Here is a 25,664-nt window from a genome sequence, read left to right as displayed (position 1 = left end):
AAATACCCTCTGTGGTTATTTATAGATTCATCTCTTCATTATGGCTTCCAATAAGCTATACCTACCTGTTTTTTGAAGTTAGACTGTTTTTGAAAAAGGAACAAGAAATAATCCACTATACAATTTATTATTTTGATCTGTATTTTCATACCACTCTGCTGCAAATAAATTTTCAACTTTTACATGTTTTTTTTTCAATTCTGCCTGAAGCCATTTTTTTGTTTTACCAATCTCTTTCAGCCCCTTATCAAGAATTTCACCATTTTGTATTAAAATGATAGACTTCTTTCCTTCTTCCTTTTTAATAACGGAACAATCGCCATTGGTTTCTAAACGAACGAAAGCAGCTTCATGTAAACTACAGCCTTTAATGCGCAACATTGTAATCAGATCATTCACACTGATACCTAATTTTTTAATCTTATCCACTTGAAATACTCCATCTAAAACCAATGCAATATGTCGTCCTGCAATAAGACGACGAAAAAAAACTGAATAGCGCATCAGAAAATTAAGAGATGTGACTAAAGTCTGCCAAATAAATAAGACAATCAACAATTGAATACTGCTAACATCCGGACTATAAATAACGCCTCCAATAATACTTCCCATGACAAAATTACTTACCAAATCAACTGGCGTCATTTGACTAAGACTACCACGACCTGTGGTTCTTAAAATCAAGAGGAAAGCGATAAGTCCTACAACTAGTTTTAGTGCAACATACCCATAATGATATAAAAATTCCATCATATTCTCCTTTTTTATGGAGCTGCTGGAATAGAGACATTAGTGTCGCTTTATTTCCCACACAGTTATGCGCTCACCACTCTGCGGATCCTTACTGTCTTTTAAAAGAACCCCCTTGGCTGCAAGCTCATCACGAATTGTATCCGCAGCTTCCCACTCTTTATTATGGATAAGTCTTAGTCTTTCGGCAATGCGCTGATCAATAAATTTTGTATCAAGGAAAGTTTTTCTCGTAAATAATGGGCAATCTATTTCTTTAATCCATTCTTGTCTTAACAGTCCTAATAAATTCATCCCATTCAGAAGAGCCAAAGCATTTCCTTCTTTATAAAATTTTCGCAAAAGAGTCAGTGCTTTTGGAGTATTAAGATCATCACTAAGTGCATCTATCAAAGTATCATCAATTGCTTCATTGTTTTTCATCTCACTCTTTTTGCTGCGAAGCCATTCATACCAACGATACAGTTCGCTGCTCGATTGTATTAAACGCTGTGCTGTCCAATTTAATGGTTCACGATAATGCGTTTGCAACATCGAAAAACGCGCAGACAAACCAGCCCAATTTTGCTTCATTTCATCGGTTAAAATACCATTAAACTCCCCCAAATTATTCTCTAAAACAGAACGAATAGTTATGAAATTGCCAAAGCTTTTCGACATCTTTTTGCCTTCAACTTGTAAAAAACCATTATGCATCCAAAAATTAGCCATTCGCTCCGTCCCAAAAGCTGAACAACTTTGTGCAATCTCATTTTCATGATGAGGAAAAATTAAATCAATTCCACCACCATGGATATCAAAAACATTGGCGGTCGGATCATCACAGGTTAAACCACCGCCATAGGGCGCTAATAACTTTGCCATTGACATTGCAGAACATTCAATATGCCAACCTGGACGACCTAAAACAGGAATTCCGCCCGGTGATTTCCAACCTGGTTCTCCTTCCACAGAAGGCTTCCACAAAACAAAATCCATCTCTTCCCTTTTATAAGCAGCAACATCGATACGCGCCCCCGCCCTCATTTCATCTAAAGAACGATTTGCAAATGCCCCATAATGGGGAGGATTTTTTATGCTACTTACAGAAAATAATATATGATTTTCCGCTTCATAAGCGTGCCCCTTTTCAAGCAACCTTTCAATTAAAGAGCGCATCTCCTCTAAATGCTCAGTGGCGCGTGGCTGACTGGTTGGCAACAGACAACCAAGTGCTATGGTATCTTGCTGAAACTGAGAATATGTACGTTCTGTTAAGTGACGAATAGCCTCATTCAATGATACGTTTGGATATTCGCTAGCTGCTCGTGCATTAATTTTATCATCGACATCTGTAATATTACGTGCATATAGAACATGCTCATTGCCATAAACATGACGCAATAAGCGAAATAAAATATCAAAAACAATAACAGGACGTGCATTTCCTATATGCGCATAATCATAAATTGTCGGTCCACAAACATAAAGGCGTACTCTTGTCGCATCTATTGGTGTAAATTTTTCTTTTTTACGTGTTAGCGTATTATAAAATCGCAACTCTTTCATTTATTGACTCCATGGACGATATTATGCACCGATCCTTTTAGATGTATCTTATCTCAAATCATTGTATTACGCGGTTTAAGCTAAAAACTTGTATCTTATAGTAAATTCTTCTTACCATTTTCCCATTGTATTTACGGCTGTATCCATCGTTTATCATAAAAACAATCTATTTTATTTGATTGGACAAAAGCGTTCTATCATTAGAGATGCTTTCTCTCCTTAAAGAAAATGAGCTTAGAAAAAAATCTATAGGCAATACAATATAAATCTATGTGAAAAATAGATAGTTTGCAGAAAGAAAATCTTAAATTTTTAACCACACAAAGCTTCGTCAGTATTTTCAATATTCCACAATGGGTTCCTTACTGCCTCTTACGCCCTATATTTTATAATCAATAATTGAGAATAATGTAGCAATTAACTTTATTTTTACACCGTTCTCATGACAAAATTATTTTATCTTTACAGAGTTTTATTCAAAGAAAGCAATAAAAATAATGCGGTATAGATTGATGAACATCATTATTTTAATATTTCTTGTCATTTCAATGCCAACCTTTGCACAACAATCTCCACCTTATGAAAAAAAATTACTCCGACTAGCAGAAATTTTGGGATCATTGCATTCTCTCCAAAATCTTTGCGAGCCTCCAACAAACCAATGGTATGACTATATGAATGCACTGATTGAAGCAGAACGCCCCATTCCACAAAGACGTGCTTATTTTTATGAAGCGTTTAATGAAGCGTATCGTGCTTTCTCAGAAAATTATCATCATTGTACACAAGCAGCCATTGAAGCCAACCAAAGATACATTGAGGAAGGAAGAATTTTATCTGAAAACCTCCTCATGCATTATAAATAATTAATCTATACAAAAAGTAGCTCTCTCAATCTTAGCGATATCAATGATACTCCTTTCACAAATGCGGGGAGCAATAAACCAGCTCTGAAAATAGAGAGACGTTTAAAGAATAATGTCTTGATACGCTTTTATTCATATGCGCCTTTTTCCCCATACAAAACTGTTCTTTGGCTTCCTCCCCACACTTTAACGGACAAAGATTTTTAACTAAATTTGCTCTGTAAATAATCTAGGTTCTTGTTGAACAAGGTTTCTCTTGGCTTCTAGCACATGTAATTTGCTGCATAGTTTCTACAAACAAGCCTAAGAATATTCACCACTCATTAAAAAAACACTTATGTACCAAAGAGGCTGACATACCCTATATCACCACTCTAAAGGATGGTATTTTACGGCATACTTATAATTTTAATCTGTTTACACCAAAGTTTCCATAAATTTAACAGGCTCTCCTTGTGAAGGTGTGACAATTTCACCTTCCCACATAACGCGCATACCACGGATAATAGTCCCAACAGGCCAACCTTTAACTTTTTGACCATCATAAGGTGTCCAACCGGCGCGAGAACCAATTAAGCTATTCGTAATAATTTCCTCTCGCTTAAGATCAACAATGGTTAAATCAGCATCAAACCCAACAGCAATGCGCCCTTTACAACTTATACCAAAAATACGACTAGGGCCATGTGAAGTGAGATCAACAAAACGTTCAAGAGATATTTTTCCTGCATTCACATGTGTCAACATAATTGCTGCTGTTGTTTGCACGCCTGTCATACCTGAAGGTGAAGAGGGATAAGGTTGAAGTTTTTCTTCAAGAGTATGAGGCGCATGATCTGAACCTAAGACATCAATAATTCCTTGTTGAACACCGTACCAAAGAGCGTCACGGTGGCGCGGCTCACGAATAGGCGGATTCATCTGAATTAATGTACCAAACTTCTTATAATCATCAGCCGTGAGCGTCAAATGATGTTGTGTCACTTCAATTGTTGCAACATCCTTATGTTTTTTTAGAAAATCAATTTCTTCTTCTGTCGAAAGATGTAACACATGAATCCGAGCCTTCGTCTCATGAGCAATTTTTACCAAACGCTGCGTACATTTTAATGCCGCAACTTCATCACGCCAAATCGGATGTGACGATGCATCCCCTTCAATACGCAATATTTTACGCTCTTTGAGCCTCGCCTCATCTTCAGAATGAAAAGCCGCACGACGGCGTGTATTCTTCAAAATAAGGCGTACACTTTCATCATCATCAACCAAAAGATCACCGGTAGAGGACCCCATAAAGACTTTAATTCCAGCCGCACCAGGAAGTCTTTCTAATTCAGATAGTTCATGAGCATTTTCACGCGTTCCTCCAACCCAAAATGCAAAATCACAATGCATTCGATGAAATGCGCGTTGAACCTTATCGCTTAATGTTTCTTCTGATGTTGTCAATGGATTGGTATTAGGCATTTCAAAAACTGCCGTAACACCCCCTAACACAGCAGAATACGAGCCACTTTCCAAATCCTCCTTATATTCATTTCCTGGCTCACGAAAATGCACTTGGCTATCAATAATTCCTGGTAAAATATGAAGCCCCGTACAATCAATGACCTCACTAGCCGATGCACATGTAAGGTCGCCTATTTCAGCAATACGACCATTTGTAATACCAATATCACGCTTGCTTCTTCCATCATGATTCACAAGTGTTGCACCTTTAAAAATTGTATCAAATGTTTTAAACATAACCACGCTCCTTACATATTGCTCACTTATCGATTATGTAACTTTGAGCAGAAAGGCAAGAACCATGATTGAAAAACAAAATGCCATTTGCTTAAAAAACCGCGGACTTATTCAAATTACAGGCGAAGAAGCAACAGATTTTCTACAATCCCTGATCACGACAGATGTAAAAAAAATCAGTCCACAGGAACTTTTCCCTGGAGCCCTTTTATCCCCACAAGGAAAGGTTCTTGCTGATTTTCTTATCGGAAAAAAAGAAGATGGTTACCTGATTGATATCAGGATGCCTTTAGCTGATACGCTCCATAAGCGTCTGTTGCTCTATAAGCTGCGCAAAAAAGTAGAAATTACACAACCATTCCAAGAGCTTGTTACAGTTTCTTTGAATAATGAATCAGATGCTTTAAATTTTGATTCAAGTTTTGTTGATAAACGCTTCCCACAAAAAGAAAAAATAATACGAATCTATGGCAAAAAACCTTTTTTAACTTCAGAATATCATGACACATGGAATCAATTGCGTATCCGTTATGCAATTGCGGAAAGTGATCAAGACTATGAAATTGGCAAAGTCTTTCCTCATGATATTAATTACGATCAAATCAATGGACTTGCATTCAATAAAGGATGTTATATTGGACAAGAAATTGTTTCACGAATGCACCACCGCCGTGCAGCACGTCGCCGTATTTTTATTGTAAAAGGCCAGTGTAAATTAACCCCTCAATCTAGCATTGAAGCAGGAACAAAAGTGCTTGGCTACTTGGGAACATGTGTAGAAAATGAGGCTCTTGCTTTAATGCGTATTGACCACGTCAAAGATGCTATGGATCATAACATCCCCTTTACTGTAAAAAACATTCCTGTCACTATAAGCATTGCTGAAAATATGAATTTTACCTTTCCTGAAAATACTATAGAAAACACTCATGGCTAAAGCTGAATTATTAAAAAATGGAGAAGCCCGCGCTTGGCAAAGAATGCTCTCTGGAAGGCGACTTGATCTTCTCAACCCTTCTCCTTTTGATGTTGAAATTGAAGATATTGCCCATGGACTTGCTCGCGTAGCACGTTGGAACGGTCAAACACGAGGAGAGCATGCCTATTCTGTTGCACAACATTCACTTTTGGTTGAACAAATATTTCAAAAACTTTTTCCACAATCGGGAAGCAACGAATGTCTTTATGCCCTTCTTCATGATGCTCCAGAATATGTCATCGGCGATATGATTTCCCCTTTTAAAGCTGTTATAGGAAAACAATATGAACGCGTTGAAAAGCGCATCCAAGATGCTATCCACATGCGCTTTTCTCTTCCCGTTGATCTTTCTCAAAAACTTTTAAAAAAAATTAAACAAGCCGACCGTATCGCTGCCTATTATGAAGCGATTACGCTTGCTGGATTTAATACAGAAGAAGCCCTTCACTATTTTGGCTCTCCCAATAATATTTTACCCGATGATCTGAATTTATCCCCCTATTCTACCCAACACATTGAAAACGCATTTTTAACGCGCTTTAATGACTTGGATGTCCAAAGATTATAGCCCCTTCGCATTGTTGATTCCTTGTCATTACAGAATCATCACACTGACTTATAATAATAATTCATTGTTTTTTCATTTTGAATGAGAGCTCCTAATATCGTAAGCTTCACTCATTTCAAATCTGTTTATATTGAAACAATCAAAATCATTCTCTTGCACACCACAAGCGGGTCTGGCGTGTGGGTAAAATTTTTTAAAGAAAGAGTTAAAATGCTTCTTATGAACCATCTCAAGTGCTAAGCGCTGTCGCAGCATTGAAAATTGGCAAAGTGTGTGATGATGCCGGCTTGCTCTCTTATGAAGCGTAAAGACGGGAGTACTCTATAAATTTTATACACTTCATAAGGGACTTACCACTATACTATTCACGAACGCCGTCGCGAAATAGGATTGGATACCTTAAGAAAGCTTTCTTTAAAAAAGCACGTGAATTAGCGACCCAATGGCGTTCTGTTTTGCATGAGAGGCGTGACTTCATTAAAGAAATGGAAAAAATCACAGTTCAAATTGCATACAAAATATATTAAAAATGCACATTCATTATCAAAATAACAAATGTTCTCTTGTCAAACCTTTCATCTTAAACTGAAGTTTATTTTAGTTTATAAACTTCATTATCCGCTGGGAAAGCACGAGATGTGACATCCTCTGCATAATTCTTTATTGCAGTTTCCATGGCTTGTTCAAGATTTCCATAACGGCGTACAAATTTTGGCACATGAGAACCATAGCCCAACATATCTTCCATAACCAATACTTGCCCATCACATTGATTGGACGCCCCTATACCGATCGTAGGGATAGAAAGCTTATCTGTCAGTTTCACCGCTAAAGGTTCAACCATTGCTTCTAAAACAACAGCAAAAGCACCTGCCTCTTCAATCGCTGCTCCATCTGCTTCAATTCTTTGCCAATCATTCTCCTTGCGTCCTTGTGTTTTAAAACCACCAAAACGATTCATTGCTTGGGGTGTAAGACCGATATGCCCCATCACTGGAATGCCACGTTTACACAAAAAATCTACTGTTTCGGCTATATAAACGCCCCCTTCAAGCTTAACTGCACCACACCCCGTTTGTGCAAGAATGCGCGATGCATTTAAAAAAGCTTGCTCTGGACTTTCCTCATAAGAACCAAAAGGCATATCAATAACAACAAGAGCTTTTTGAGATCCACGCACCACGGCTTTCCCGTGTGAAATCATCATATCTAAATTAACAGGAAGCGTTGTCTCAAACCCATACACAACCATCCCAACGCTATCACCAACCAAAAGGATATCGCAATATGGATCAGCAATCCGCGCAGTATAAGCTTGATAAGCTGTTAAAGAAACAATTGGCTGTTGTCCCTTTCGTGCACGTATTTCGGAAGATGTTATACGCTTTACGGTTTTATGTACACTCATTTTCCACCCTTCTCTTGCAATATATATTGATCAATCAGCCTTATCTCACCAAAGCGGACAGTAAGAAGTAAAACTGCTGGTTTATTCAATGTTCCTTTAACCACGCATAAAGTTTCCATATCCCGTAAATCTATCGCTTCAATGATTGCACGCGTTTCTTGTTGTAAAATATCACGAACAGTTTTGCATAATTTATCAACCGACCGTTCACCTTCATGATAAAGCTTTTCAGCAGCTTTTCCACTTTCAGGAATAATTTTGGCAGCTTTACGATCTTCTAATGTTAAAAGCTGATTGCGTGAAGAACACGCTACACCATCTGACTCCCGTAGAATAGGAACTCCAACGATTTCAATAGGAAAAGCCAAATCTTCAACCATACGCCGAATAATTAAAATTTGTTGAAAATCCTTTTCCCCAAAAAAAGCCTTATCTGGTTGGACAATGTTAAAAAGTTTAGCAACAACGCTTGTTACACCACAAAAATGCCCTGGACGTAATTTTCCCATCAAAATACGTGATAATTTTTTCACTTGTACAATTGTATCATTCCCCAGTGGCCACATTTCATCTACAGAAGGAGCAAAAACACATTCAACACCTACTTCTTTTAACAAAGCACAATCGCCCTTCAAATCTCTTGGATATTGAGAAAAATCTTCTTGAGGTCCAAATTGCTTTGGATTGACAAAAATAGAAACCACTACGCGATCACACATTGCTCTTGCATACTGTACTAATGCAAGATGGCCATCATGCAATGCCCCCATTGTTGGAACAAAACCAATCGAAAAACCTAAACGTCGTTCCTCTGAAGTATATTGGCGGACTTCAGCAATTGTCTTTAAAATTCTCATTTTCCCATTCAATTATCATCAGATCAACCAATTAATGCCTGTACACCAAATTGGCGCTCAAACAATTGTATCAAATTCATGCGCACTGACGGCTGCTTTATATCTCGTGGCTCCCAGACATGACGCATAAGAAAAAAACCCGTCAGTATAAAACCATTTATTATGTCACTAAAATCAGCAGGACGAGTCGTTCTGTGTACAAGAAACTGTGGTAGAATGAGAAGCTTTTTTTTCCAAGGTTCCCCTGCTTCTTCACAGACAGCCCGTCCAGATTTTGGTGATACGTAATGAAGCCTTTCCTGACGACCTGTTGCAGCACAACAAGATAAATCAAGACCAAAACCAAGTTCTTCAAGAAGCCGCATTTCAAAACGTACAAGCAATTCTGCATTTACAAATGGTTCATCAAAATTCTGCATAAAAAGGTGTAAAATATCATATAAAATGGGGTGCGGATCACGTTCGGGAAGAAGCCGCAAATGAAAAGCTATCAATTGCAAAGCATAAAGTGCTTCTGGTAGACAGATTAATCGTGCCGCATGTAAATCAAGAGCTTCAAGCCGAAAAAGTCCCAAATGTTCGTCTAAACGAGCCCACCATTCAGCCTCCACAAAATTTCCAGGTTGAAGAAGAGCTGCCATGCGACGCGAGCGCCCCCCTTTTACCACTCCCATATAACGACCATGTTCACGTGTCATAATCTCAAGAATAACACTTGTTTCACCATATTGGCGTGTACCAAGTATAACGGCTTGTTCTTTCCACTTCATTTTACTTTAATTATTTTTAAAAATCTTATTAAAAAAAATCCAATCCCATTTCACGATAACGTTCTGGATCGGTATCCCAATTATCGCGCACTTTCACAAAGAGAAAAAGATGCACCTTTTGATCCATAATTTCCATGAGTTCTTTACGTGCTGCTTGACCAATCGCTTTAATTGTATCGCCTTTTGCTCCTAAGACAATTTTTTTCTGACTCTCACGCTCGACATAAATAACTTGATTAATTTTAACGGAACCATCTGAACGCTCTTCCCAGTTTTCTGTTTCAACCGTTGAGGAATAAGGAAGTTCATCATGAAGACGAAGAAAAAGTTTTTCACGCGTAATTTCAGCAGCAAGATGACGCATAGGCATATCAGAAATTTGATCTTCCGGATAATACCATGGCCCTTCCTGCATCATGTTACTCAACGCATGAAGTAAATCCTTGCAACCAGAACCGTTTAGAGCAGAAATCATAAATGTTTGCGCAAACTTTACACGTTCATTTATTTTAGTGGTTAACGCTAGAAGAGATGATTTAACAACTGTATCAACCTTATTAAGAACAAGAACTTTTTCTTGTTTCATATTGTTTACAATATCTAACATCATATCAACTTCATCCGAAAGACCACTTTGAGCGTCAATTAAAACAAGTAGAACATCAGCGCTCTTAGCCCCTCCCCAAGCAGCAGAGACCATGGCTCGTTCTAAGCGCTTATGGGGACGAAAAACACCCGGTGTATCGACCAACACAATTTGCACATCATCATGAATGACAATACCGCGGATTAAAGTTCGTGTTGTTTGTACCTTATGTGTTACAATTGAAACCTTTGTTCCAACCAATTGATTAACCAATGTCGATTTACCGGCATTAGGCATCCCAATAAGCACAACAAACCCAGAACGCGTTTTCATAACGTCACTCATGATCATTTTTTCCTACTGTTTTCCATACACCCTCTCGTCGCAAAATTTTTTCAGCTGCCATTCTCTCAGCATATCTTTTGGAGCTTCCCTGCCCAATCTCTGAAGCAAACCCAGAAATACTGACCTCTACCATAAAAACAGGATCGTGATCTGGACCTGAACGTTTTATAACCTGATAATGTGGTTGTGCATTGCCTTGGATATGCGCCCATTCCTGTAATTCTGTCTTGGCATCACGTCGACCAGCATCCATTTTCTTTGCCCGACTTTGCCAATATTTTTGAATAAAAGGGCGAACGCTTTCCAATCCTCCATCGAGATATATTACGGCAATCAAAGCTTCCACGACATCTGCATGCATGTTGATAAGTCGACGTCCCTCAAAATTTTTCATCTCAAAACCAACACGGATCATATCAGGAAGTCTCATTTCACGCGCAATATCAGCACATGTCTGTGCATTGACCAGATGATTTAAACGGACTGATAATTCACCTTCACTTGCCTGAGGAAAAAGTTGATACAGCATCTCTGCAATCAAAAGCCCTAAAACCCGATCCCCTAGAAACTCTAGTCGTTCATAATTCCCCTGTTCCGAATCTTGTACACTCGAGTGTGTTAATGCCTTCTTTAACCTCTCTTCATCTTTAAAACGATGCCCCGTCAGCTTGAAAAGCTGATCAATCATGAGACGTTTCATCGTTGTTTCCTTGCTTGATAAGCGGCAAATCATGAACCGTATTTATGAAAGAAAACAAACGTTTCCAACGCACATCAAATGGCCAGCGCCAAATCTGCCAAGCACTTGAACCATTACTGATAGAAAAGAAAATCACGCTCGCGCGACCAATAAGATTTTCTTCTGGAACATAGCCTACATCTAAACGACTATCATCTGAATTGTCGCGGTTATCTCCCATCATAAAGTAATGTCCTTGAGGAACTTCAAAGACTTCTGTATCATCAACTTTCGGGATGAAAGCTAAATCAAGTGTATCATAACTGACACCGTTAGGCATTGTCTCGCGATAAACCTCAACAGGATAGTTAACCTCTGTTATATCAGAATTATCAATCTCCCCCATAAAGTGACGTGAAACAGCCTCATCATTAATATAAAGGACACTTTGACGAACTTGTATACGATCACCTGGTAGCCCAACAACGCGTTTTATATAATCAATCTTCGGATTACTTGGTAAGCGAAAAACGACCACATCTCCACGTTGAGGTTGAGATGCCCAAATCCGTCCAGAAAAAAGAGGAGGAGAAAAGGGGATGGAAAAACGAGAATACCCATATGCATACTTAGAAACAAACAGATAATCTCCCACCAACAAAGTAGGACGCATTGAACCGGAAGGAATACTAAACGGCTGGAAAAAAAGTGTCCGAATAAACGCTGCTAAAAGCAAAGCCTGTATTAAAACAGAAATAAATTCACGAAGCCCACCTTTTTTTTCTTTTTTATGCACTTTATCTTTTTGGATCATCACCAACTGCCTTCTCATCACAGATATAATTTTTTTCATCATAATATTCAAATAACAAAAGCACAATCTCTCACGCCATCTATCCACGTGGAAGTGCTTCGATAATAATAAATGCCTGTGCCCAAGGAAAATCATCTGTTATGCTAAGATGAATAACTGCATCATGATGAGGAGGTAATAACTTTTGAAGTTGCACTTGCGCACGATTTGTTAATTGCATTATTGGTTTACCAGATGGCAAATTAACTACCCCCATGTCTTTCCAATTGATACCACAAGCGATTCCCGTTCCTAAGGCTTTAGCACATGCTTCTTTAGCAGCAAATCTTTTTGCATAGGACGAGGAGCTTTTTTTGAGATTTTCAGATCTATTTCTTTCAATATCCGTAAAAATACGTTGGATAAAACGCTCACCATAACGAACCAACATTTTCTCAATACGTCGTATATCAACCAGATCATTTCCAAGACCAATAATCATAAGATATTACCCGATCTTTCTCACGATGAGCGCTTCTTTAAACGCCTTTTTTTTATAATCTTTTGATATCGCTTTTGTTTAAAACGAACCGTTGCTCTGTAAACACCTATATAAGATAAACCACCAAAAACAATACCTAAAAGAGTTCCCCCTAAAATCATAGGACTCATAATTGTGTCCCATGCGCCTTTAAAGAGGAGAGAGAGATTTGACAATGTCAAACCATTAAATAGAGCACGAATTTGCGAAAGAGAAATCTCTTTGACATCGCTAAAAAGTGATAAACAAAAATACCCTACTTTATAATCAGCCATGACAATCAATAAAAATGTGAGTGGATTAGAAAAAATTGTCCCAATGATTGCGGCAGCAAAGTTTGCACGCAAAAGCCAAGAAAAAAATATTGCCAAAATAATATGCAGCCCAAAGAAAGGGGAACAAGCTAAAAAAACGCCAACAGCAACCCCTAATGCTACTTCATGCGGTGTTGCTGATATACGCAAAATACGTTTATGTATGTAGCAAAATGAGCGAGAAAATGAACGACGTGGCCATAACCAAAGTCGAATACGCGTTACAAAATCTATTGGTTCTCGACGACGAAAAAGCATATGACTCTCAATATACATCTTTTAATGATGAAATAATCTATATCATCCAAATTAATCTTTTTAAGCTTTTGCACAAAAAAAATAGAACGACAATTAAATATTTCGACTGCCTGGTTTAATCGCGGGAAGAACAGAAAGCTCTGCAGGAAGTGCATCACTAGCATAAGAGGTTATCTCGTATTCAGCAAGCGCAATCAATGGAACTCCAACATTGACCTTACCACCAGAACGATCAAGGATACATGCACTGGCCAATACCTCTGCTCCTGCTGCAACAAGCGCTTCAACAGTCTCACGAATAGAAAGCCCCGTTGTTACAATATCTTCAACAATAACAACCCGTGCACCCTTCTTGATTTCAAAACGACGCAATTCAAAGATGCCATTTACACGCTCTACCCAAAGAGAAGGAACACCAAGGTGACGTGAAGTTTCATAGGAAGGAATAAGACCGCCAATTGCGGGACCAACAACATAGTCAATTTTTCCCTCGATAGATTTTTTGATTTTTTCAGCCAATCCACGACATAACTTTTCCGTCAAGTCAGCATGCATGAATACTTTCGCTTTTTGCATATAAGTCGCACTATGGCGCCCCGATGTTAAAATAAAATGCCCTTCTAGAATAGCATCTGCTTGTTTAAAAATATCAATGACATCTTGTGTCTTCATTGCAAAATCTTTCTTTTTATCCATGAACCCGCCGTACTGTACTTACTGAACCTGCCTTTTTTAACTGAGAAAAAATACGATTCAAATGTTTTAAATCCCACACTTCCAAATCAATCATAATTTCTGTAAAATCTGGTGCTGTACGGATAAAAGATAAATTTTGGATATTGGCATCGTTAGCAGAAATTATTTGTGTAATTTCAGCCAGAGAACCAGGACTATTTACAACTAAAATATTCATCCGTGCAGGAAAACGTTCATTCATTTGGGCATCAATATCCCAGCGAACATCAATCCATCGTTCTGGCTGATCATCATACGCCATCAAAGCTGAAGACTGTATTGGATAAATAACGATCCCAGCTCCTGGCTGCATAATACCAACAATCCGATCTCCAGGTACTGCTCCTTCCGGTGAAAAACGTACGGGTATATCTCCACGGGTTCCTCTAATAGGCAAGGCTTTAGATTGATGATTCTCGACCTTTGCATTCTTTTCATTTTCTGGAACTTTAAAAATCATACCTTGAGCATTTTCAATATTAAACCAACCTTCTTCCCCAGGCTTAAAAGATGACTTTTGTACCACACGGTGATCTTGATAATCAGGATAAACCGCTTTAATCACATCAGCGGAAAACAGCTCTCCACGCCCAACAGCAGCCAATACATCCTCTACATCTTTACGTGCTAAACGTGGCAAAACTTTCTTCAAAAGGTCTTTTGAAAATTGCTTTCCCATATATTCAAATGAACGCTCGAGAATACGATATCCTAAACCCGAATATTGTTTACGTACCGCTGCACGACTTGCTCGTCGAATAGCTGAACGTGCTTTACCCGTGACAACAAGAAATTCCCATGCTGCTGGCGGAATTTGAGCGTGTGAGCGAATAATATCAACCTCATCACCATTTTTTAATTTGGTCATTAAAGGCATAATACGACCATTGATTTTTACACCCACACAAGAATCACCGATGTCTGTATGGACGGCATAAGCAAAATCAATAGGCGTAGCTCCTTTAGGAAAAGCAATTAATCGACCTTTCGGCGTAAAACAAAAAACTTGGTCTTGAAAAAGCTCAAGTTTTGTATGTTCTAAAAACTCTTCTGGATTATCTCCATCAGACAAAGATTGTATCGTTTGACGCAACCATGCATAGGCATTCGTTTCACTTGATAACTTCACAGTCGAATAATTGGAACCATGCTCTTTATATATGGAATGAGCAGCAACCCCATATTCAGCAACTTCATCCATAGAAGCCGTTCTAATTTGCAACTCAACACGTTGTCTTGAAGGACCAACAATTGTTGTATGAATAGAACGATAATCATTTTGCTTTGGTATAGAGATATAATCTTTAAAACGACCAGGAACCATTGGCCATGTCGTATGAATGACACCAAGAGCACGATAACAATCATTCACGGACTCAACAATCACACGAAATCCAAAAATATCCGATAATTGTTCAAAAGATAATGCTTTACTTTCCATTTTGCGAAAAACTGAATAAGATTTTTTCTGACGGCTTTTAACATCTGCTTTAATACCATGCTCCAAAAAAAGTTTTGTCAATTCATTTTCAATTGTGGAAAGCAAATCACGGTTGTGTTTCAATAATTCAGAAAGTCGATTGGTAATTGTACGATAACCTTCTGGATTTAAATAAAAGAAAGAGAGATCCTCTAATTCCTCACGCATATCCTGCATACCCATACGACCTGCAAGTGGCGCATAGATATCCATCGTCTCCTCAGCAATTCGCCGACGTTTATCATCACGCATAACACCAAGGGTACGCATATTATGAAGACGATCAGCAAGTTTGACTAAAAGAACACGAACATCATCAGAAATAGCAATAAGAAGTTTACGAAGATTTTCTGCTTGTACGGCTTTCTTTGATACAAGATCAAGCTTATTAAGCTTTGTAAGCCCTTCAACCAACTTCCCAATTTCAGAACCAAAAAGCTGATCAATTTCTGCTCGTGTAGCGCTTGTATCTTCAATTGTATCATGCAAAAGAGCAACAGCAATCGTTGCCTCGTCCAACCGCATATCTGTCAAAATAGCAGCAACTTCTAAAGGATGAGAAAAATAAAGATCACCTGACGCACGCTTTTGATGTGCATGCTTTTTCATTGCATAATCATAGGCCCTGTTTAAAAGAGCCTCATCTACGTCAGACTTGTAACGTTGAACACGTCCAACAAGCTCACACTGACGCATCATACGAGCATATCCTTTATCTTTTCACACCTCTAATCTTTATTGAACATGTCCTATCAATAAAAGACAAGAAAAATAATTGCTCCTTACATGACAAGGTATCTTTACTCCTGTAACATAAATTGCTGCAATTAATAATCGTCACTTTTTTCTGGAACAACCAAACCTTCAATACCCGCTAAAAGCTCTTCTTCTGACATATGATCAAATGAAGTACCTTCTTCTTGCGACGACGTATTAAAAACACTTTCAGCTTCACCTGAATGGGTAATAAATTCACTTGCCATTTCTGGCTCATCTACTTCCACATGCTTTTGCAACGAATGAATAAGGTCTTCCTTTAAATCAGCAGGCGACAATGTTTCTTCTGCTATTTCACGCAAAGCAACAACTGGATTTTTATCATTATCACGATCAACCGTAATCTGCGCTCCTTGTGAAATCTGACGCGCCCGATGACCTGCTAAAAGTACCAATTCAAAGCGGTTGTCAACTTTATCAATACAATCTTCTACCGTTACGCGGGCCATTTATGCCTCTTTCTCAAATAAAAAAATTTAATAGCGGATAGAGGAGTATATACAATAATCAAAATAAAACACAAGAAAAACAACACAAACTTTTATATTTTTTGATTAAAGAACTTATTTAAAAAAAATCTTGGAAAATTTATAAAAATGTATAACCTATTCATGCTTGTTATCAAAATTTCTTTTAAAAGCATTCCAATAGATTGACTTCAAACAAAGGGAGGTCTTTCTTGACAAAATACTTGTCTGGAGTCCTTATCCTTTTAAAAGGAATACCTGCTGTTTAAACCCTTTGCAATAACAGCAGCCTTATACATACTTTTTATGATAATATCTTTATCTAAAGAGAAAACTTTTTTCTTTGAACATCATGTGTATCGCACTCTTATTCATCGAATGAATTACTGAAAGATGATCTCTCTTTACACAATAATGAGCAATAAGTTTATATTAAACTTTCTTCTAAAAAAGTTTATTTATATTCATTATAGATTGTTTATCAAAACATAACCCGTCATATACGCTATATAAAGACTCAAAAAAATAGAAAAACGATTGATGCCTAACACCATGAATAGCCAATTAACATCACTTTGCCCAGAACCACCCCAAAATTGCAATTTATGTCCTAGGCTTCATCAATTTATCGCTGGCTGGCGTGTAAAAGAACCAAGTTGGTATAACGCACCGGTGCGCCCATTCTTTCCTTATAAAGGGCCAGATACAACACGCCTTCTTATTGTTGGGCTTGCTCCTGGATTACGCGGAGCAAATCGAACTGGACGTCCATTTACTGGTGATTATGCTGGGCACTTACTTTATTCAACTTTAAAAAAGTTTGGTTTTGCCCAAGGAACCTTTGAAGAAAGAGCAGACGATACTCTTGAACTTATTGATGCAGCAATTGTTAACTCTGTTCGTTGTGTTCCACCAGAAAATAAACCCACCGGTGCAGAAATTAACACGTGCCGCTATTTCTTCTCACCTCTTTTAACAAATCTTCCCAAACTTAAAGCCGTTATTACCTTAGGCACCATTGCGCACCATTCAACGATACGTGCCCTTAATGCAAAAGTTTTATCTCACCCTTTTGGACACGGTGAAATCAATAACATCGGCAGATTACGCATCTTTTCGAGCTATCACTGTTCTCGTTATAATACAAATACTGGGCGCTTGACAGACGCCATGTTTCACCAAATCTTTCAAGCAGCAAAAACATACTTAGATCAATGCTAAAACTGTTTTAAAAAGTGCTATAAATAAAGAATATCGAAATTGCATCCATCATCCATATCTTTTTAAAAGTCTTGCTTTTTCACGTCCCCAATCACGTTTTTTTTCCGTTTCGCGCTTATCATGAAGCTTTTTCCCCCGCGCTAGAGCGATCTCCAACTTAACGCGCCCTCGTTCATTAAAATAAAGTTTGAGAGGAACAAGTGTCATTCCTTCACGAGACGTTGCATTAAAAAAACGTGCCATCTCACGTTTTGAAAGTAATAATTTGCGCAAACGTCGTGGTTCATGATTAAAACGATTAGCCTGCGTATATTCAGGAATATAGCTGTTTACTAACCATAATTCCCCATTCTCAAAACTCGCATAGCTTTCAGCAATATTGGCATGATTAGAACGTAAGGACTTCACTTCCGCTCCCTGAAGGACAAGACCAGCCTCGAGATTATTAAGGATTTCAAAATTAAAACGTGCTTTACGATTGTCAGCAATTATTTTCCGTACGGGCGCGTTCTTTTTTTTATTCATGGCTTTGTCAATATCATTTTATGCTTTTAAAAGACCAGCATGACTGAGGGCTGCATCAATAATCTTCTTTGTTCTTTCTGTTAATGGAACAATAGGAGAACGCACAGTATCACCACAAAATCCTAATTTTGCAGCAGCATATTTAATACCTGCTGGACTAGGTTCAATAAACACAGCACGATTAAGAGGCATCAAGCGATCATTTAATTCTCGTGCTGTTTTATAATCACCACGAAAACAAGCGGCTTGAAGTTCAGCACAAAGCTTTGGAGCAACATTAGAAGAAACTGAAATACACCCCATACCTCCATGTGCATTAAAACCTAACGCCGTACAATCATCACCGGAAAGCTGCACAAAATCTTTTCCACACTTTTCACCTTGTTCACTAACGCGCTCAATTCTGCTCGTTGCATCCTTAACACCAATGATATTGTTAAAATCTTGATAAAGGTCTTTCATCGTTTCTACAGCCATATCGATAATAGAACGACCAGGAATATTATAAATTATAATCGGAATAGAAACAGCTTTGGCAATGGAAGAAAAATGCTTGTATAAACCAGATTGATTTGGTCTATTATAATAGGGAGTGACAACCAAAACTGCATCTGCACCAGCTTTTTGCGCGTATTGTGCAAGCTCTACAGCCTCGCTTGTGCTATTTGATCCCGCTCCAGCAACAACAGGAACACGCTTTGCAACCTGCTCAACACACAATTCTATAATCCGCTTATGTTCTTCATGACTTAACGTTGCTGATTCACCTGTTGTCCCAACAGGGCTTACTCCGTTAATCCCTTGTGTGATCTGCCATTCAACAAAATCACAAAACGCCTTCTCATCAATCGCGCCCTTGTTATCAAACGGTGTGATAAGCGCAGTTATAGCTCCCTTGAGCATGATAAACTCCCTATAATGTTTGCTTTTATTTTTTTATAATCGCCTTTTATAAATTTTAAATAGAACATAATCTTGCTCTATCATTGAAGCAAGATGAATTTCAAAAAAAGCCCCCATAAGATGAAAATGTCCCTCCTTAAATGTTGAACATTTCTTTAAAATAAGCCGTCTATATTAACGCGTTTTTCATGCTTGTGTTCTATAAATCCTTAAGTTTTTACAAAAAGCAAGGTCTCAAGGTCTTTTCTCTATGCGTGTATTATCCACCTCTCTTTTCGTATCAACCTTTACTACACTTATACTGGCAATAAGAATTTTATTTTCAAGTGCATACGCGCAAACACCCCTTTTGCAAGGGAAAGTACCAATCCCTTTGGTTCGCCCTACTCCCTTTACCGCAAAAGAAGCTCAAGAATCTCTTCAACAGATACACACTACATCACACAATACTGCTACACTTCAGCAACTGAAAACTGGGCTAGATGCACTAGCAAACAACAATATTGCAAAAACAATAAATCTTCGTAATTCAATGGAAAAACATAGCCTTGATCGTCATATTTTGACATGGGCGCTGGGGGTGTCAAACCAAGCTAATATACCCAGTTCTGAAATATTTAATGCAATCAACATGCTAAAAGGATGGCCCGGTATAGAAACGATGCAACGCAATGCTGAACGTGCTTTTCTTAACGAAACCAACGTCACACGCGCAATCATCCAAAAATTTTCTCATCACCCGCCCCAAACAGCACAAGGGATGGCTCTCTTCGCTAAAGCACTTATCGCAACGGGACAAACCACTCGTGCTCAACACGTTATTGCGCCATGGTGGCATAAAACACAGCTTAATGCAAAAGAAGAAGTATTTGTTCTTAAAAATGCAAACGCTGCATTAAAACCTATTGATCATTTGAGACGCATGCAGTTTATGCTCTATGCACATCGTTTTGATTCAGCAGCACGCGTTGCAAAATTAGCCCATGCTCAATCTCTTTTTAATGCTTTTGTGGCCGTTGAAAAAAATGATCCTAGAGCTACACAAAAATTAAAAGCTGTAGAGAGATCATGGCAAAAAGATCCTCTTTTTCAGTTTGCTCGAATACGCCATCTTCGACGAACAGAGCAATATGATGCAGCAGCAGCACTCATGATGAAAACATCAAAAGATGCATTCCGCCTTATGAACCCTCATTCATTGTGGAAAGAACAACGCGCCCTTTCTCGTGAAATGCTCGATTTAAACAAACCAAAAATTGCTTATCAACTTGTTGCAATGCACACTGGTATAACATCTGCATTAGCCGTCGATGCTGAGTTTCATGCAGGGTGGTATGCACTACGGTTTCTTCATAACCCTAAATTGGCAATGCAGCATTTTTCACGTATTCCTCAACTCTCTTCTTTACCTTTTTATGCATCACGTGGATATTACTGGATGGGACGAACAGCAGAAACGCTAGAAGAACATCAAAATGCCCAGCAATACTTTCATCGCGCAGCTCATTTTGGTGCAACTTACTATGGTCAATTAGCCGCTGCACGACTCAACCAAAAAAAGCTTAAAGTTTTCTTTCCCAAACCAACAACCGCTGAGCGACAACATTTTAGTGCACGAAAAGCGATCAAAGCAATTCAACGTCTTGAAGCAGCCGGCTATGCTGATTTTGCTAAAATTTTTTATAGAGAGCTCGGAAAAAAAATAGAAAGCCCCGGTGAATTAGCTCTTCTGGCTGTTATGGCAGAAAAAAATGGAGACTATTATACCAGCCTCAAAATTGGAAAAATGGCTGTTTTTCAGGGGAAAAATGTCGGTGCACTCTCTCATCCTCTGGGAGCTATACCAGCTTCTGCTAATATTTCTGTAGAAGAAAAATCGCTTATCTATGCCATTGCACGCCAAGAAAGCGAATTTAATCCAACAGCCATATCAAAAGCAGGTGCACAAGGTATACTCCAATTGCTTCCTACAACAGCAAAAGCACTGGCAAAAAAATACTCAATCGCATGGTCTCCTAAAAAATTTAGCAGTGATGCTCATTATAATGCAACATTAGGTGCTCATTTTCTCAATGAACAATTAGAACGTTTTAATGGATCCTATATACTAACTCTTATTGGCTATAATGCGGGTCCCCGTCGAGTCAATGAATGGATAAAACGTTATGGCGATCCTCGAGGTCAATCTCTCGATAACGTCATTGATTGGATTGAACGTATTCCTTATACAGAAACACGTAATTACGTGATGCGTGTCATGGAAAATTATGGTGTCTACAAAGCAAGACTCACTGGGAAAATAGATATAAAAACCGACTTGCTTTCTGGTCGACGGAAATAATATGCCTTAACTTCCCAAATAGCATTTGAAAGCGTTGATAAGAAGTGTTTTTATTCCTTTTTAAATAGTACCATACCCACTTTCTTAGGACGTATAAGAAAGTAATTTTAATTGATTCAGTATTAATAAATTCGAAATGATGAATTATCATTATAAATCAACAGGTAGTACAAATAATTCATTTCTTCTCAACATAGACGACAATATCATAGAGATTACAAATATAAGAGAAGAGTGAAACAAATAGCTCATCCTTTTACTGTTGCTTATTAGTCAATATTCAAATCTTGTGAAACAGCATCTTTTAAGACTATTTTTCCTGCTTATAACATTTCTATACCAAATAAGAGCACGTTATTATATATATCGTTTGGATTATCTCTGATAACAGAAAGACAGACTCATTGAGTTAGAAAGCCTTAAAGACAAACAATTCTCTTCTGCCCCTTCCCTTTCATTCGGTTCTACGACTTTAAAATATGTCAATATCTTTTAATGATGAAGATGAAACTTTGCTTTTTTTTCTCATTTTTACATATAAGCTCACATCCTTCACACAAAACAGAGCATCCCAAAATAGTATGTTTTTCTTATTTATAATTCCTCTTTTATTTTAATGTTTCTAAGTCCATTTCACAACGGTGTATCTGAAAAGTACTTACGAAAATCCTCTCACGAATGGTATAAAAATCGATTAGACACGATTAACCTTTAATTAATAAAAGCTATAGCTCTATCATCCCTTAACTCCCAATGTTGCAAAAGCCCTTTCATTTAGAGCACTCATAAGAAGTATATTCACTGCTTTTTAGAAGTTTTTTATCCATGCTCCTCCTCAACTTGTATCATAAGTAAGCGGATGGTTTTGATTGATTCAACATCAAAAAAATTCGAATAAATTATATTTGAACTTTCATTAAAATTATAAACAATCATTATAAATCAATATATTATAAGAAAGCGCCCCGCATAAAAATCAGCTAAATATTAGGGATACTCTAATTGTTTTATTCACTTTTGATGGTGGTGGTGGTGGAAAAGAACCAACGCGTCGAAGGGCTGCCATCGCTAATCGATCAAGTTCCGGGTCACCAGCAGAGACTACTACACGACTAGAAAAAATACTCCCCTGCTCATGCACCATAAATTCTAACTTCACCGTTCCTTTTGTACGATTGGTGCGCTGTCCCACAATATAATTTTTTTGTCTTTCTAATTGTGACTGTACCTTTGCTAACCACTCCATTAACAACATATCTTCAAGCCCTGCTGTCCCGCCGCCCTTGTTGATGGAAGAAGAACGTACCGCCTTTGCATTGGAGCGCTTTACTACAGCCTTTGGCATCGGTATTGTTTTTTTGATAAACGCTTTATGCTCCACTTTTTGAGGTAGGGGTTCTTCCAAAGGCTTTAAGTCATCTTGTTCTACTATATGCTGAGGTTCTTCCGATTGAACTTCATCCACGGATTCCAATCCTTCTGACTCCTGCTCTAGGAGATCAGACTGTAATACTTCTTGCTCTGTATTAATATCCAACTCTCTATGAATATCTGGCAAGTCTGTATCAACATCCGGATATACAGTTTCTTGCATAAAAGTCAGCATAATCTCCGACGAGAGCAAACCATTACTTATACCAGTACTTTGAAAATAAAACTGTGCTGCCAATAATACATGCAAAAAGAAAGCCCCAATAAATGCACCAATCCAAAGAGTTAATAATTGTTTCGTATTTGCAAAATTCATCGTTTCTTCTGCCACTATTTTAAGCTTAATATTGGTGTTCAATCTCATTAAAACAGGCTATTTTGAAATTGCAACTTTTTTCTTGACTGATTTTGTCATGTTTAATATGGTCTTCTAATGATTTTGTGCCGTTGTCAAAATCATTCCTGCTTGGCTGGCAAGTTTTAATCAGTGAGTCCAGCCTTTTTGTATTAAAAAAATTTCAAAACAGAGAGGGGATGTTTAAAAGGGTTATGATGTGTTATGCAAATAAGACGAAAAAATATCTATAAAAGCTGTGTAATTTTAAGTGCATTATCGGTCTGTATACCTTCATTTGTTTTTGCACAAAATAAAGATGGAAGTGCTGTCACTGAACTTAAACCAATCCTTATTAAAGGAAAAAAAATAGAAGATGCTTCAAATTCAATAACCATTCTGACTGATCGTAAGACCAACAAGAATATTGATGAAAGACAAATAACTGATGTTTATGATGTGAGTCGTCTTAATCCTTCCGTATCCTATAACTCAGAAAATAACAGTTTCGTTATTCGGGGTTTAGATGCAAACCGTGTTCTTATGACAATGGATGGTATTTCTCTTCCATGGTTTAATGATATATTCCGTGGTGGAGGTGGAAACACAACTTTTGATTTCAATGCTCTTTCTACGTTTGATACTATTCAAGGATCAGATTCTAGTCTTTATGGTTCTGGCGCCTTAGGGGGAATCATTGCGTTGCGTACCCTTGATCCTGAAGACCTGATCGTGGAAGAAAAGAATTGGGGAAGCCTTATAAAAGGTGGTTATAATTCTGTTGATAACAGCTGGCGCATCGATCAAGCTTTTGCTGTGCGTAATTACCAGACATTTTTACTTTTTCAAGGATCTTATGTAGAAGGTCATGAGCGCAAAAATATGGGAACAGTAGAAGGGTATGAGGAACGCACGCGCAAAAACCCTTCTCACTTTGATAAAAATAACTTGCTTTTTAAAATTCATCAATATTTGAGTGATAATCACCGCCTTGGTTTTACCGCAGAGCGTTTTGGTCATAATAGTAACACACATGAATTAAATTCGTCTAAAAGATACGCTCCAGGTTCCGTTTATGAGCAGGATAATAAACTTCGTGAGCGCTTTTCTCTTTCTTATAATTATAATGGTAATGGTGATGCAGTTCTTGATGCGTTTAATGGGCAGCTTTATTGGCAAAGGCAATCAAGTCGTTACGTTATGACAGGCGTTCGTGTTTCAGCTCCCAAAGGGGATTATTTGAGAGATAATTTCTTGCGTAATATCAATTATGGTTTCAATGCTGATGCCCTTAAAAAAGTGGATTTTGGCACTATAAACCATACGTTAAAGTTTGTAATGAATGTTTCGTCATCTAAATTTCATCACTATTTGTTAGGTAAAGACAATTGTCATATAAAAGAATACGCTCGGGGATGTCTTTTTGTTCCTGCTAATCGATCAGATTCACCAGACACAAATGGTTACAATTTAGGTTTTGTTTTTGAAGATGAAATTGGGTTGGTTGATGATCGTTTTCGTATAACACCGGGAATCCGGTATGATTGGTACAAATATGTTCCTCAGAAAACACCTTCTTATGAGAAAGCACTGATTTCTGATAAATTCCCTCCAGAAAGAAATGGTTCACGCTTTTCTCCTAAATTACGCGTGGAGTGGGATGTTCGTAATCAAGTAACGCTCTATGCTCAGTGGGCACAGGCTTTTCGTGCACCACGTATTTCAGAACTTTACGTCTCTTATATCAAACCTTCTGCTTATTACGTGAAAGGGAATCCTGATCTTCAACCAGAAACAAGCAATGGGTATGATGTTGGTCTACGGTATGGAAATGTAAATTTCGGTGGTTCCTTCAATGCCTTTTTCAATAAATATAAGAATTTCATAGATACTGAGGATAGAGGGCCATCAGAGGAATTTAGATTTGCGCGTCGGCATTACATGAATCGTTTTCACGTGCAAATTTTTGGTGTTGAGACAAAAGCCCATTTAGTTCTTAAAAATGGTTTTCATAGCAATGTTGCTCTTGCTTATTCACAAGGAAAAGATCTTGATAAAAAGGAGTATCTTAACTCAATTCCTCCTTTGAAAGCAGTTATCGGATTAGGATATGCAAAAGAGGTTTGGGGAAGCGATATTATCCTTACTTTGGCAGCTAAACGTGACAAAGTAGCCGGAGAATCTGATTACCAAAAAATTCCAGGATATCATGTCGTTGATATGACAGGGTGGTGGAAACCATTCGGTGAAACGGGACCTATTCTAAGAGCCGGTGTTTATAATCTTTTCAATACAAAATATTGGAATGTATCTGAACTTCCTTCAGGTAAAAGTTCAACACCAAAAGATTATTATAGCCAGCCTAGTCGTAACTTTAAGGTGTCGTTTGTACAAAAGTTTTAGTCACTTCTGTTAATTATTCGGTCAATAAAATCGTATTGA

The 25,664-nt window shown here is 37.9% G+C and carries 23 protein-coding genes and 1 pseudogene; 7 read left to right on the top strand and 17 right to left on the bottom strand.

The annotated features are described in order from the left end of the window. Positions 1-78: 78 nt before the first annotated feature. Both ACFIMC_RS02055 and cysS read right to left on the bottom strand, forming a co-directional pair. Positions 79-750: a DUF421 domain-containing protein gene (locus ACFIMC_RS02055; RefSeq protein ID WP_375611298.1), complete on the bottom strand. Its 672-nt coding sequence runs from the start codon at positions 748-750 to the stop codon at positions 79-81. 39 nt (positions 751-789) lie between these two features. Then, a complete protein-coding gene (gene cysS / locus ACFIMC_RS02050) occupies positions 790-2,298 on the bottom strand; it encodes a cysteine--tRNA ligase (RefSeq protein ID WP_375611222.1) in 1,509 nt (502 codons plus the stop codon). Positions 2,299-2,795: 497 nt separating this feature from the next. On the opposite strand from cysS, the gene ACFIMC_RS02045 reads away from it, so the two are divergent. Next, positions 2,796-3,164 (top strand): TIGR02301 family protein, encoded by a 369-nt coding sequence (locus tag ACFIMC_RS02045; RefSeq protein ID WP_375612942.1) that lies wholly within the window; start codon positions 2,796-2,798, stop codon positions 3,162-3,164. A gap of 417 nt (positions 3,165-3,581) precedes the next feature. Here ACFIMC_RS02045 and ACFIMC_RS02040 read toward each other — a convergent pair whose 3' ends face one another. Then, entirely contained in the window at positions 3,582-4,910 is a 1,329-nt protein-coding gene (locus ACFIMC_RS02040; RefSeq protein WP_375612943.1) for a dihydroorotase, read from the bottom strand. A gap of 64 nt (positions 4,911-4,974) precedes the next feature. On the opposite strand from ACFIMC_RS02040, the gene ACFIMC_RS02035 reads away from it, so the two are divergent. From ACFIMC_RS02035 to ACFIMC_RS02025, 3 genes and pseudogenes are all read left to right on the top strand, one after another. Beyond that, the gene (locus ACFIMC_RS02035; RefSeq protein WP_375629274.1) at positions 4,975-5,847 is read left to right on the top strand and encodes a YgfZ/GcvT domain-containing protein; all 873 of its coding nucleotides are present in this window, start codon (positions 4,975-4,977) and stop codon (positions 5,845-5,847) included. Then, complete coding sequence (locus ACFIMC_RS02030; protein ID WP_375610152.1) at positions 5,840-6,457, top strand: YfbR-like 5'-deoxynucleotidase; 618 nt, start codon at positions 5,840-5,842, stop codon at positions 6,455-6,457. Before ACFIMC_RS02035 ends, ACFIMC_RS02030 begins: the two co-directional genes overlap by 8 nt. Before the next feature lie 351 nt (positions 6,458-6,808). Continuing rightward, a pseudogene (locus ACFIMC_RS02025) lies at positions 6,809-6,951 on the top strand (integrase); the annotation flags it as partial. 98 nt (positions 6,952-7,049) lie between these two features. Here ACFIMC_RS02025 and panB read toward each other — a convergent pair. The 11 genes from panB to rpoZ all read right to left on the bottom strand — a co-directional run bounded on the left by panB (position 7,050) and on the right by rpoZ (position 16,449). Continuing rightward, positions 7,050-7,865: a 3-methyl-2-oxobutanoate hydroxymethyltransferase gene (gene panB / locus ACFIMC_RS02020; protein ID WP_375671824.1), complete on the bottom strand. Its 816-nt coding sequence runs from the start codon at positions 7,863-7,865 to the stop codon at positions 7,050-7,052. Then, a complete protein-coding gene (gene panC, locus ACFIMC_RS02015; RefSeq protein WP_375671825.1) occupies positions 7,862-8,722 on the bottom strand; it encodes a pantoate--beta-alanine ligase in 861 nt (286 codons plus the stop codon). The genes panB and panC overlap by 4 nt, the downstream gene beginning before the upstream one ends. Positions 8,723-8,745: 23 nt before the next feature. Then, positions 8,746-9,492, bottom strand: a complete 747-nt coding sequence (gene recO, locus ACFIMC_RS02010; RefSeq protein WP_375638092.1) for a DNA repair protein RecO — start codon at positions 9,490-9,492, stop codon at positions 8,746-8,748. Positions 9,493-9,520: 28 nt separating this feature from the next. Next, complete coding sequence (gene era, locus ACFIMC_RS02005; protein WP_375631705.1) at positions 9,521-10,423, bottom strand: GTPase Era; 903 nt, start codon at positions 10,421-10,423, stop codon at positions 9,521-9,523. Next, entirely contained in the window at positions 10,416-11,123 is a 708-nt protein-coding gene (gene rnc, locus ACFIMC_RS02000) for a ribonuclease III (RefSeq protein ID WP_375612949.1), read from the bottom strand. Before rnc ends, era begins: the two co-directional genes overlap by 8 nt. Further along, positions 11,104-11,916 (bottom strand): signal peptidase I, encoded by an 813-nt coding sequence (gene lepB / locus ACFIMC_RS01995; RefSeq protein ID WP_375611213.1) that lies wholly within the window; start codon positions 11,914-11,916, stop codon positions 11,104-11,106. Before lepB ends, rnc begins: the two co-directional genes overlap by 20 nt. 79 nt (positions 11,917-11,995) lie before the next feature. Next, positions 11,996-12,397, bottom strand: a complete 402-nt coding sequence (gene acpS, locus ACFIMC_RS01990) for a holo-ACP synthase (protein WP_375612950.1) — start codon at positions 12,395-12,397, stop codon at positions 11,996-11,998. 20 nt (positions 12,398-12,417) lie between these two features. Next, positions 12,418-13,008, bottom strand: coding sequence for a DUF2062 domain-containing protein (locus tag ACFIMC_RS01985; RefSeq protein WP_375606309.1), 591 nt, complete (start codon positions 13,006-13,008; stop codon positions 12,418-12,420). Between the two features lie 93 nt (positions 13,009-13,101). Next, positions 13,102-13,680, bottom strand: coding sequence for an orotate phosphoribosyltransferase (gene pyrE / locus ACFIMC_RS01980; protein ID WP_375613047.1), 579 nt, complete (start codon positions 13,678-13,680; stop codon positions 13,102-13,104). Positions 13,681-13,696: 16 nt separating this feature from the next. Then, positions 13,697-15,922 carry a RelA/SpoT family protein gene (locus tag ACFIMC_RS01975; RefSeq protein ID WP_375612951.1) on the bottom strand — a complete coding sequence of 742 codons (2,226 nt, stop codon included), beginning with the start codon at positions 15,920-15,922 and terminating at the stop codon, positions 13,697-13,699. Positions 15,923-16,050: 128 nt separating this feature from the next. Further along, positions 16,051-16,449, bottom strand: coding sequence for a DNA-directed RNA polymerase subunit omega (gene rpoZ, locus ACFIMC_RS01970; RefSeq protein WP_273791104.1), 399 nt, complete (start codon positions 16,447-16,449; stop codon positions 16,051-16,053). A gap of 570 nt (positions 16,450-17,019) precedes the next feature. Between rpoZ and ACFIMC_RS01965 the strand changes: the two genes are divergently transcribed. Next, positions 17,020-17,688, top strand: coding sequence for a uracil-DNA glycosylase (locus ACFIMC_RS01965; protein ID WP_375630891.1), 669 nt, complete (start codon positions 17,020-17,022; stop codon positions 17,686-17,688). 48 nt (positions 17,689-17,736) lie between these two features. On the opposite strand, the gene smpB is transcribed toward ACFIMC_RS01965, so the two are convergent. Both smpB and dapA read right to left on the bottom strand, forming a co-directional pair. Then, the gene (gene smpB / locus ACFIMC_RS01960) at positions 17,737-18,213 is read right to left on the bottom strand and encodes an SsrA-binding protein SmpB (protein ID WP_012231306.1); all 477 of its coding nucleotides are present in this window, start codon (positions 18,211-18,213) and stop codon (positions 17,737-17,739) included. Positions 18,214-18,231: 18 nt separating this feature from the next. Beyond that, positions 18,232-19,116: a 4-hydroxy-tetrahydrodipicolinate synthase gene (dapA, locus tag ACFIMC_RS01955; protein ID WP_375612952.1), complete on the bottom strand. Its 885-nt coding sequence runs from the start codon at positions 19,114-19,116 to the stop codon at positions 18,232-18,234. Positions 19,117-19,366: 250 nt separating this feature from the next. On the opposite strand from dapA, the gene ACFIMC_RS01950 reads away from it, so the two are divergent. Beyond that, entirely contained in the window at positions 19,367-21,457 is a 2,091-nt protein-coding gene (locus ACFIMC_RS01950) for a lytic transglycosylase domain-containing protein (RefSeq protein WP_375671826.1), read from the top strand. A 976-nt stretch (positions 21,458-22,433) separates the two neighbouring features. Here ACFIMC_RS01950 and ACFIMC_RS01945 read toward each other — a convergent pair. Then, positions 22,434-23,204 carry an energy transducer TonB gene (locus ACFIMC_RS01945; protein WP_375671849.1) on the bottom strand — a complete coding sequence of 257 codons (771 nt, stop codon included), beginning with the start codon at positions 23,202-23,204 and terminating at the stop codon, positions 22,434-22,436. Positions 23,205-23,447: 243 nt separating this feature from the next. Here ACFIMC_RS01945 and ACFIMC_RS01940 point away from each other — a divergent pair, with 243 nt between their 5' ends. Then, a complete protein-coding gene (locus ACFIMC_RS01940; RefSeq protein WP_375680708.1) occupies positions 23,448-25,625 on the top strand; it encodes a TonB-dependent hemoglobin/transferrin/lactoferrin family receptor in 2,178 nt (725 codons plus the stop codon). Positions 25,626-25,664 lie beyond the last annotated feature (39 nt).

This window comes from Bartonella sp. AP21QHHD (genome assembly GCF_042196205.1).
In the GTDB taxonomy this organism is placed as follows: Bacteria; Pseudomonadota; Alphaproteobacteria; order Rhizobiales; family Rhizobiaceae; genus Bartonella.
Note: the sequence above shows the minus strand (reverse complement) of the source record. Positions and strands in the feature narration are given on the sequence as shown.

Excerpts from the sequence above, each read along its gene's own strand:
- ACFIMC_RS02055 (WP_375611298.1), bottom strand. The coding sequence starts at position 750 with ATGGAATTTTTATATCATTATGGGTATGTTGCACTAAAACTAGTTGTA.
- cysS (WP_375611222.1), bottom strand. The coding sequence starts at position 2,298 with ATGAAAGAGTTGCGATTTTATAATACGCTAACACGTAAAAAAGAAAAA.
- ACFIMC_RS02045 (WP_375612942.1), top strand. The coding sequence starts at position 2,796 with ATGCGGTATAGATTGATGAACATCATTATTTTAATATTTCTTGTCATT.
- ACFIMC_RS02040 (WP_375612943.1), bottom strand. The coding sequence starts at position 4,910 with ATGTTTAAAACATTTGATACAATTTTTAAAGGTGCAACACTTGTGAAT.
- ACFIMC_RS02035 (WP_375629274.1), top strand. The coding sequence starts at position 4,975 with ATGATTGAAAAACAAAATGCCATTTGCTTAAAAAACCGCGGACTTATT.
- ACFIMC_RS02030 (WP_375610152.1), top strand. The coding sequence starts at position 5,840 with ATGGCTAAAGCTGAATTATTAAAAAATGGAGAAGCCCGCGCTTGGCAA.
- panB (WP_375671824.1), bottom strand. The coding sequence starts at position 7,865 with ATGAGTGTACATAAAACCGTAAAGCGTATAACATCTTCCGAAATACGT.
- panC (WP_375671825.1), bottom strand. The coding sequence starts at position 8,722 with ATGAGAATTTTAAAGACAATTGCTGAAGTCCGCCAATATACTTCAGAG.
- recO (WP_375638092.1), bottom strand. The coding sequence starts at position 9,492 with ATGAAGTGGAAAGAACAAGCCGTTATACTTGGTACACGCCAATATGGT.
- era (WP_375631705.1), bottom strand. The coding sequence starts at position 10,423 with ATGAGTGACGTTATGAAAACGCGTTCTGGGTTTGTTGTGCTTATTGGG.
- rnc (WP_375612949.1), bottom strand. The coding sequence starts at position 11,123 with ATGAAACGTCTCATGATTGATCAGCTTTTCAAGCTGACGGGGCATCGT.
- lepB (WP_375611213.1), bottom strand. The coding sequence starts at position 11,916 with ATGATCCAAAAAGATAAAGTGCATAAAAAAGAAAAAAAAGGTGGGCTT.
- acpS (WP_375612950.1), bottom strand. The coding sequence starts at position 12,397 with ATGATTATTGGTCTTGGAAATGATCTGGTTGATATACGACGTATTGAG.
- ACFIMC_RS01985 (WP_375606309.1), bottom strand. The coding sequence starts at position 13,008 with ATGCTTTTTCGTCGTCGAGAACCAATAGATTTTGTAACGCGTATTCGA.
- pyrE (WP_375613047.1), bottom strand. The coding sequence starts at position 13,680 with ATGAAGACACAAGATGTCATTGATATTTTTAAACAAGCAGATGCTATT.
- ACFIMC_RS01975 (WP_375612951.1), bottom strand. The coding sequence starts at position 15,922 with ATGATGCGTCAGTGTGAGCTTGTTGGACGTGTTCAACGTTACAAGTCT.
- rpoZ (WP_273791104.1), bottom strand. The coding sequence starts at position 16,449 with ATGGCCCGCGTAACGGTAGAAGATTGTATTGATAAAGTTGACAACCGC.
- ACFIMC_RS01965 (WP_375630891.1), top strand. The coding sequence starts at position 17,020 with ATGAATAGCCAATTAACATCACTTTGCCCAGAACCACCCCAAAATTGC.
- smpB (WP_012231306.1), bottom strand. The coding sequence starts at position 18,213 with ATGAATAAAAAAAAGAACGCGCCCGTACGGAAAATAATTGCTGACAAT.
- dapA (WP_375612952.1), bottom strand. The coding sequence starts at position 19,116 with ATGCTCAAGGGAGCTATAACTGCGCTTATCACACCGTTTGATAACAAG.
- ACFIMC_RS01950 (WP_375671826.1), top strand. The coding sequence starts at position 19,367 with ATGCGTGTATTATCCACCTCTCTTTTCGTATCAACCTTTACTACACTT.
- ACFIMC_RS01945 (WP_375671849.1), bottom strand. The coding sequence starts at position 23,204 with ATGAATTTTGCAAATACGAAACAATTATTAACTCTTTGGATTGGTGCA.
- ACFIMC_RS01940 (WP_375680708.1), top strand. The coding sequence starts at position 23,448 with ATGCAAATAAGACGAAAAAATATCTATAAAAGCTGTGTAATTTTAAGT.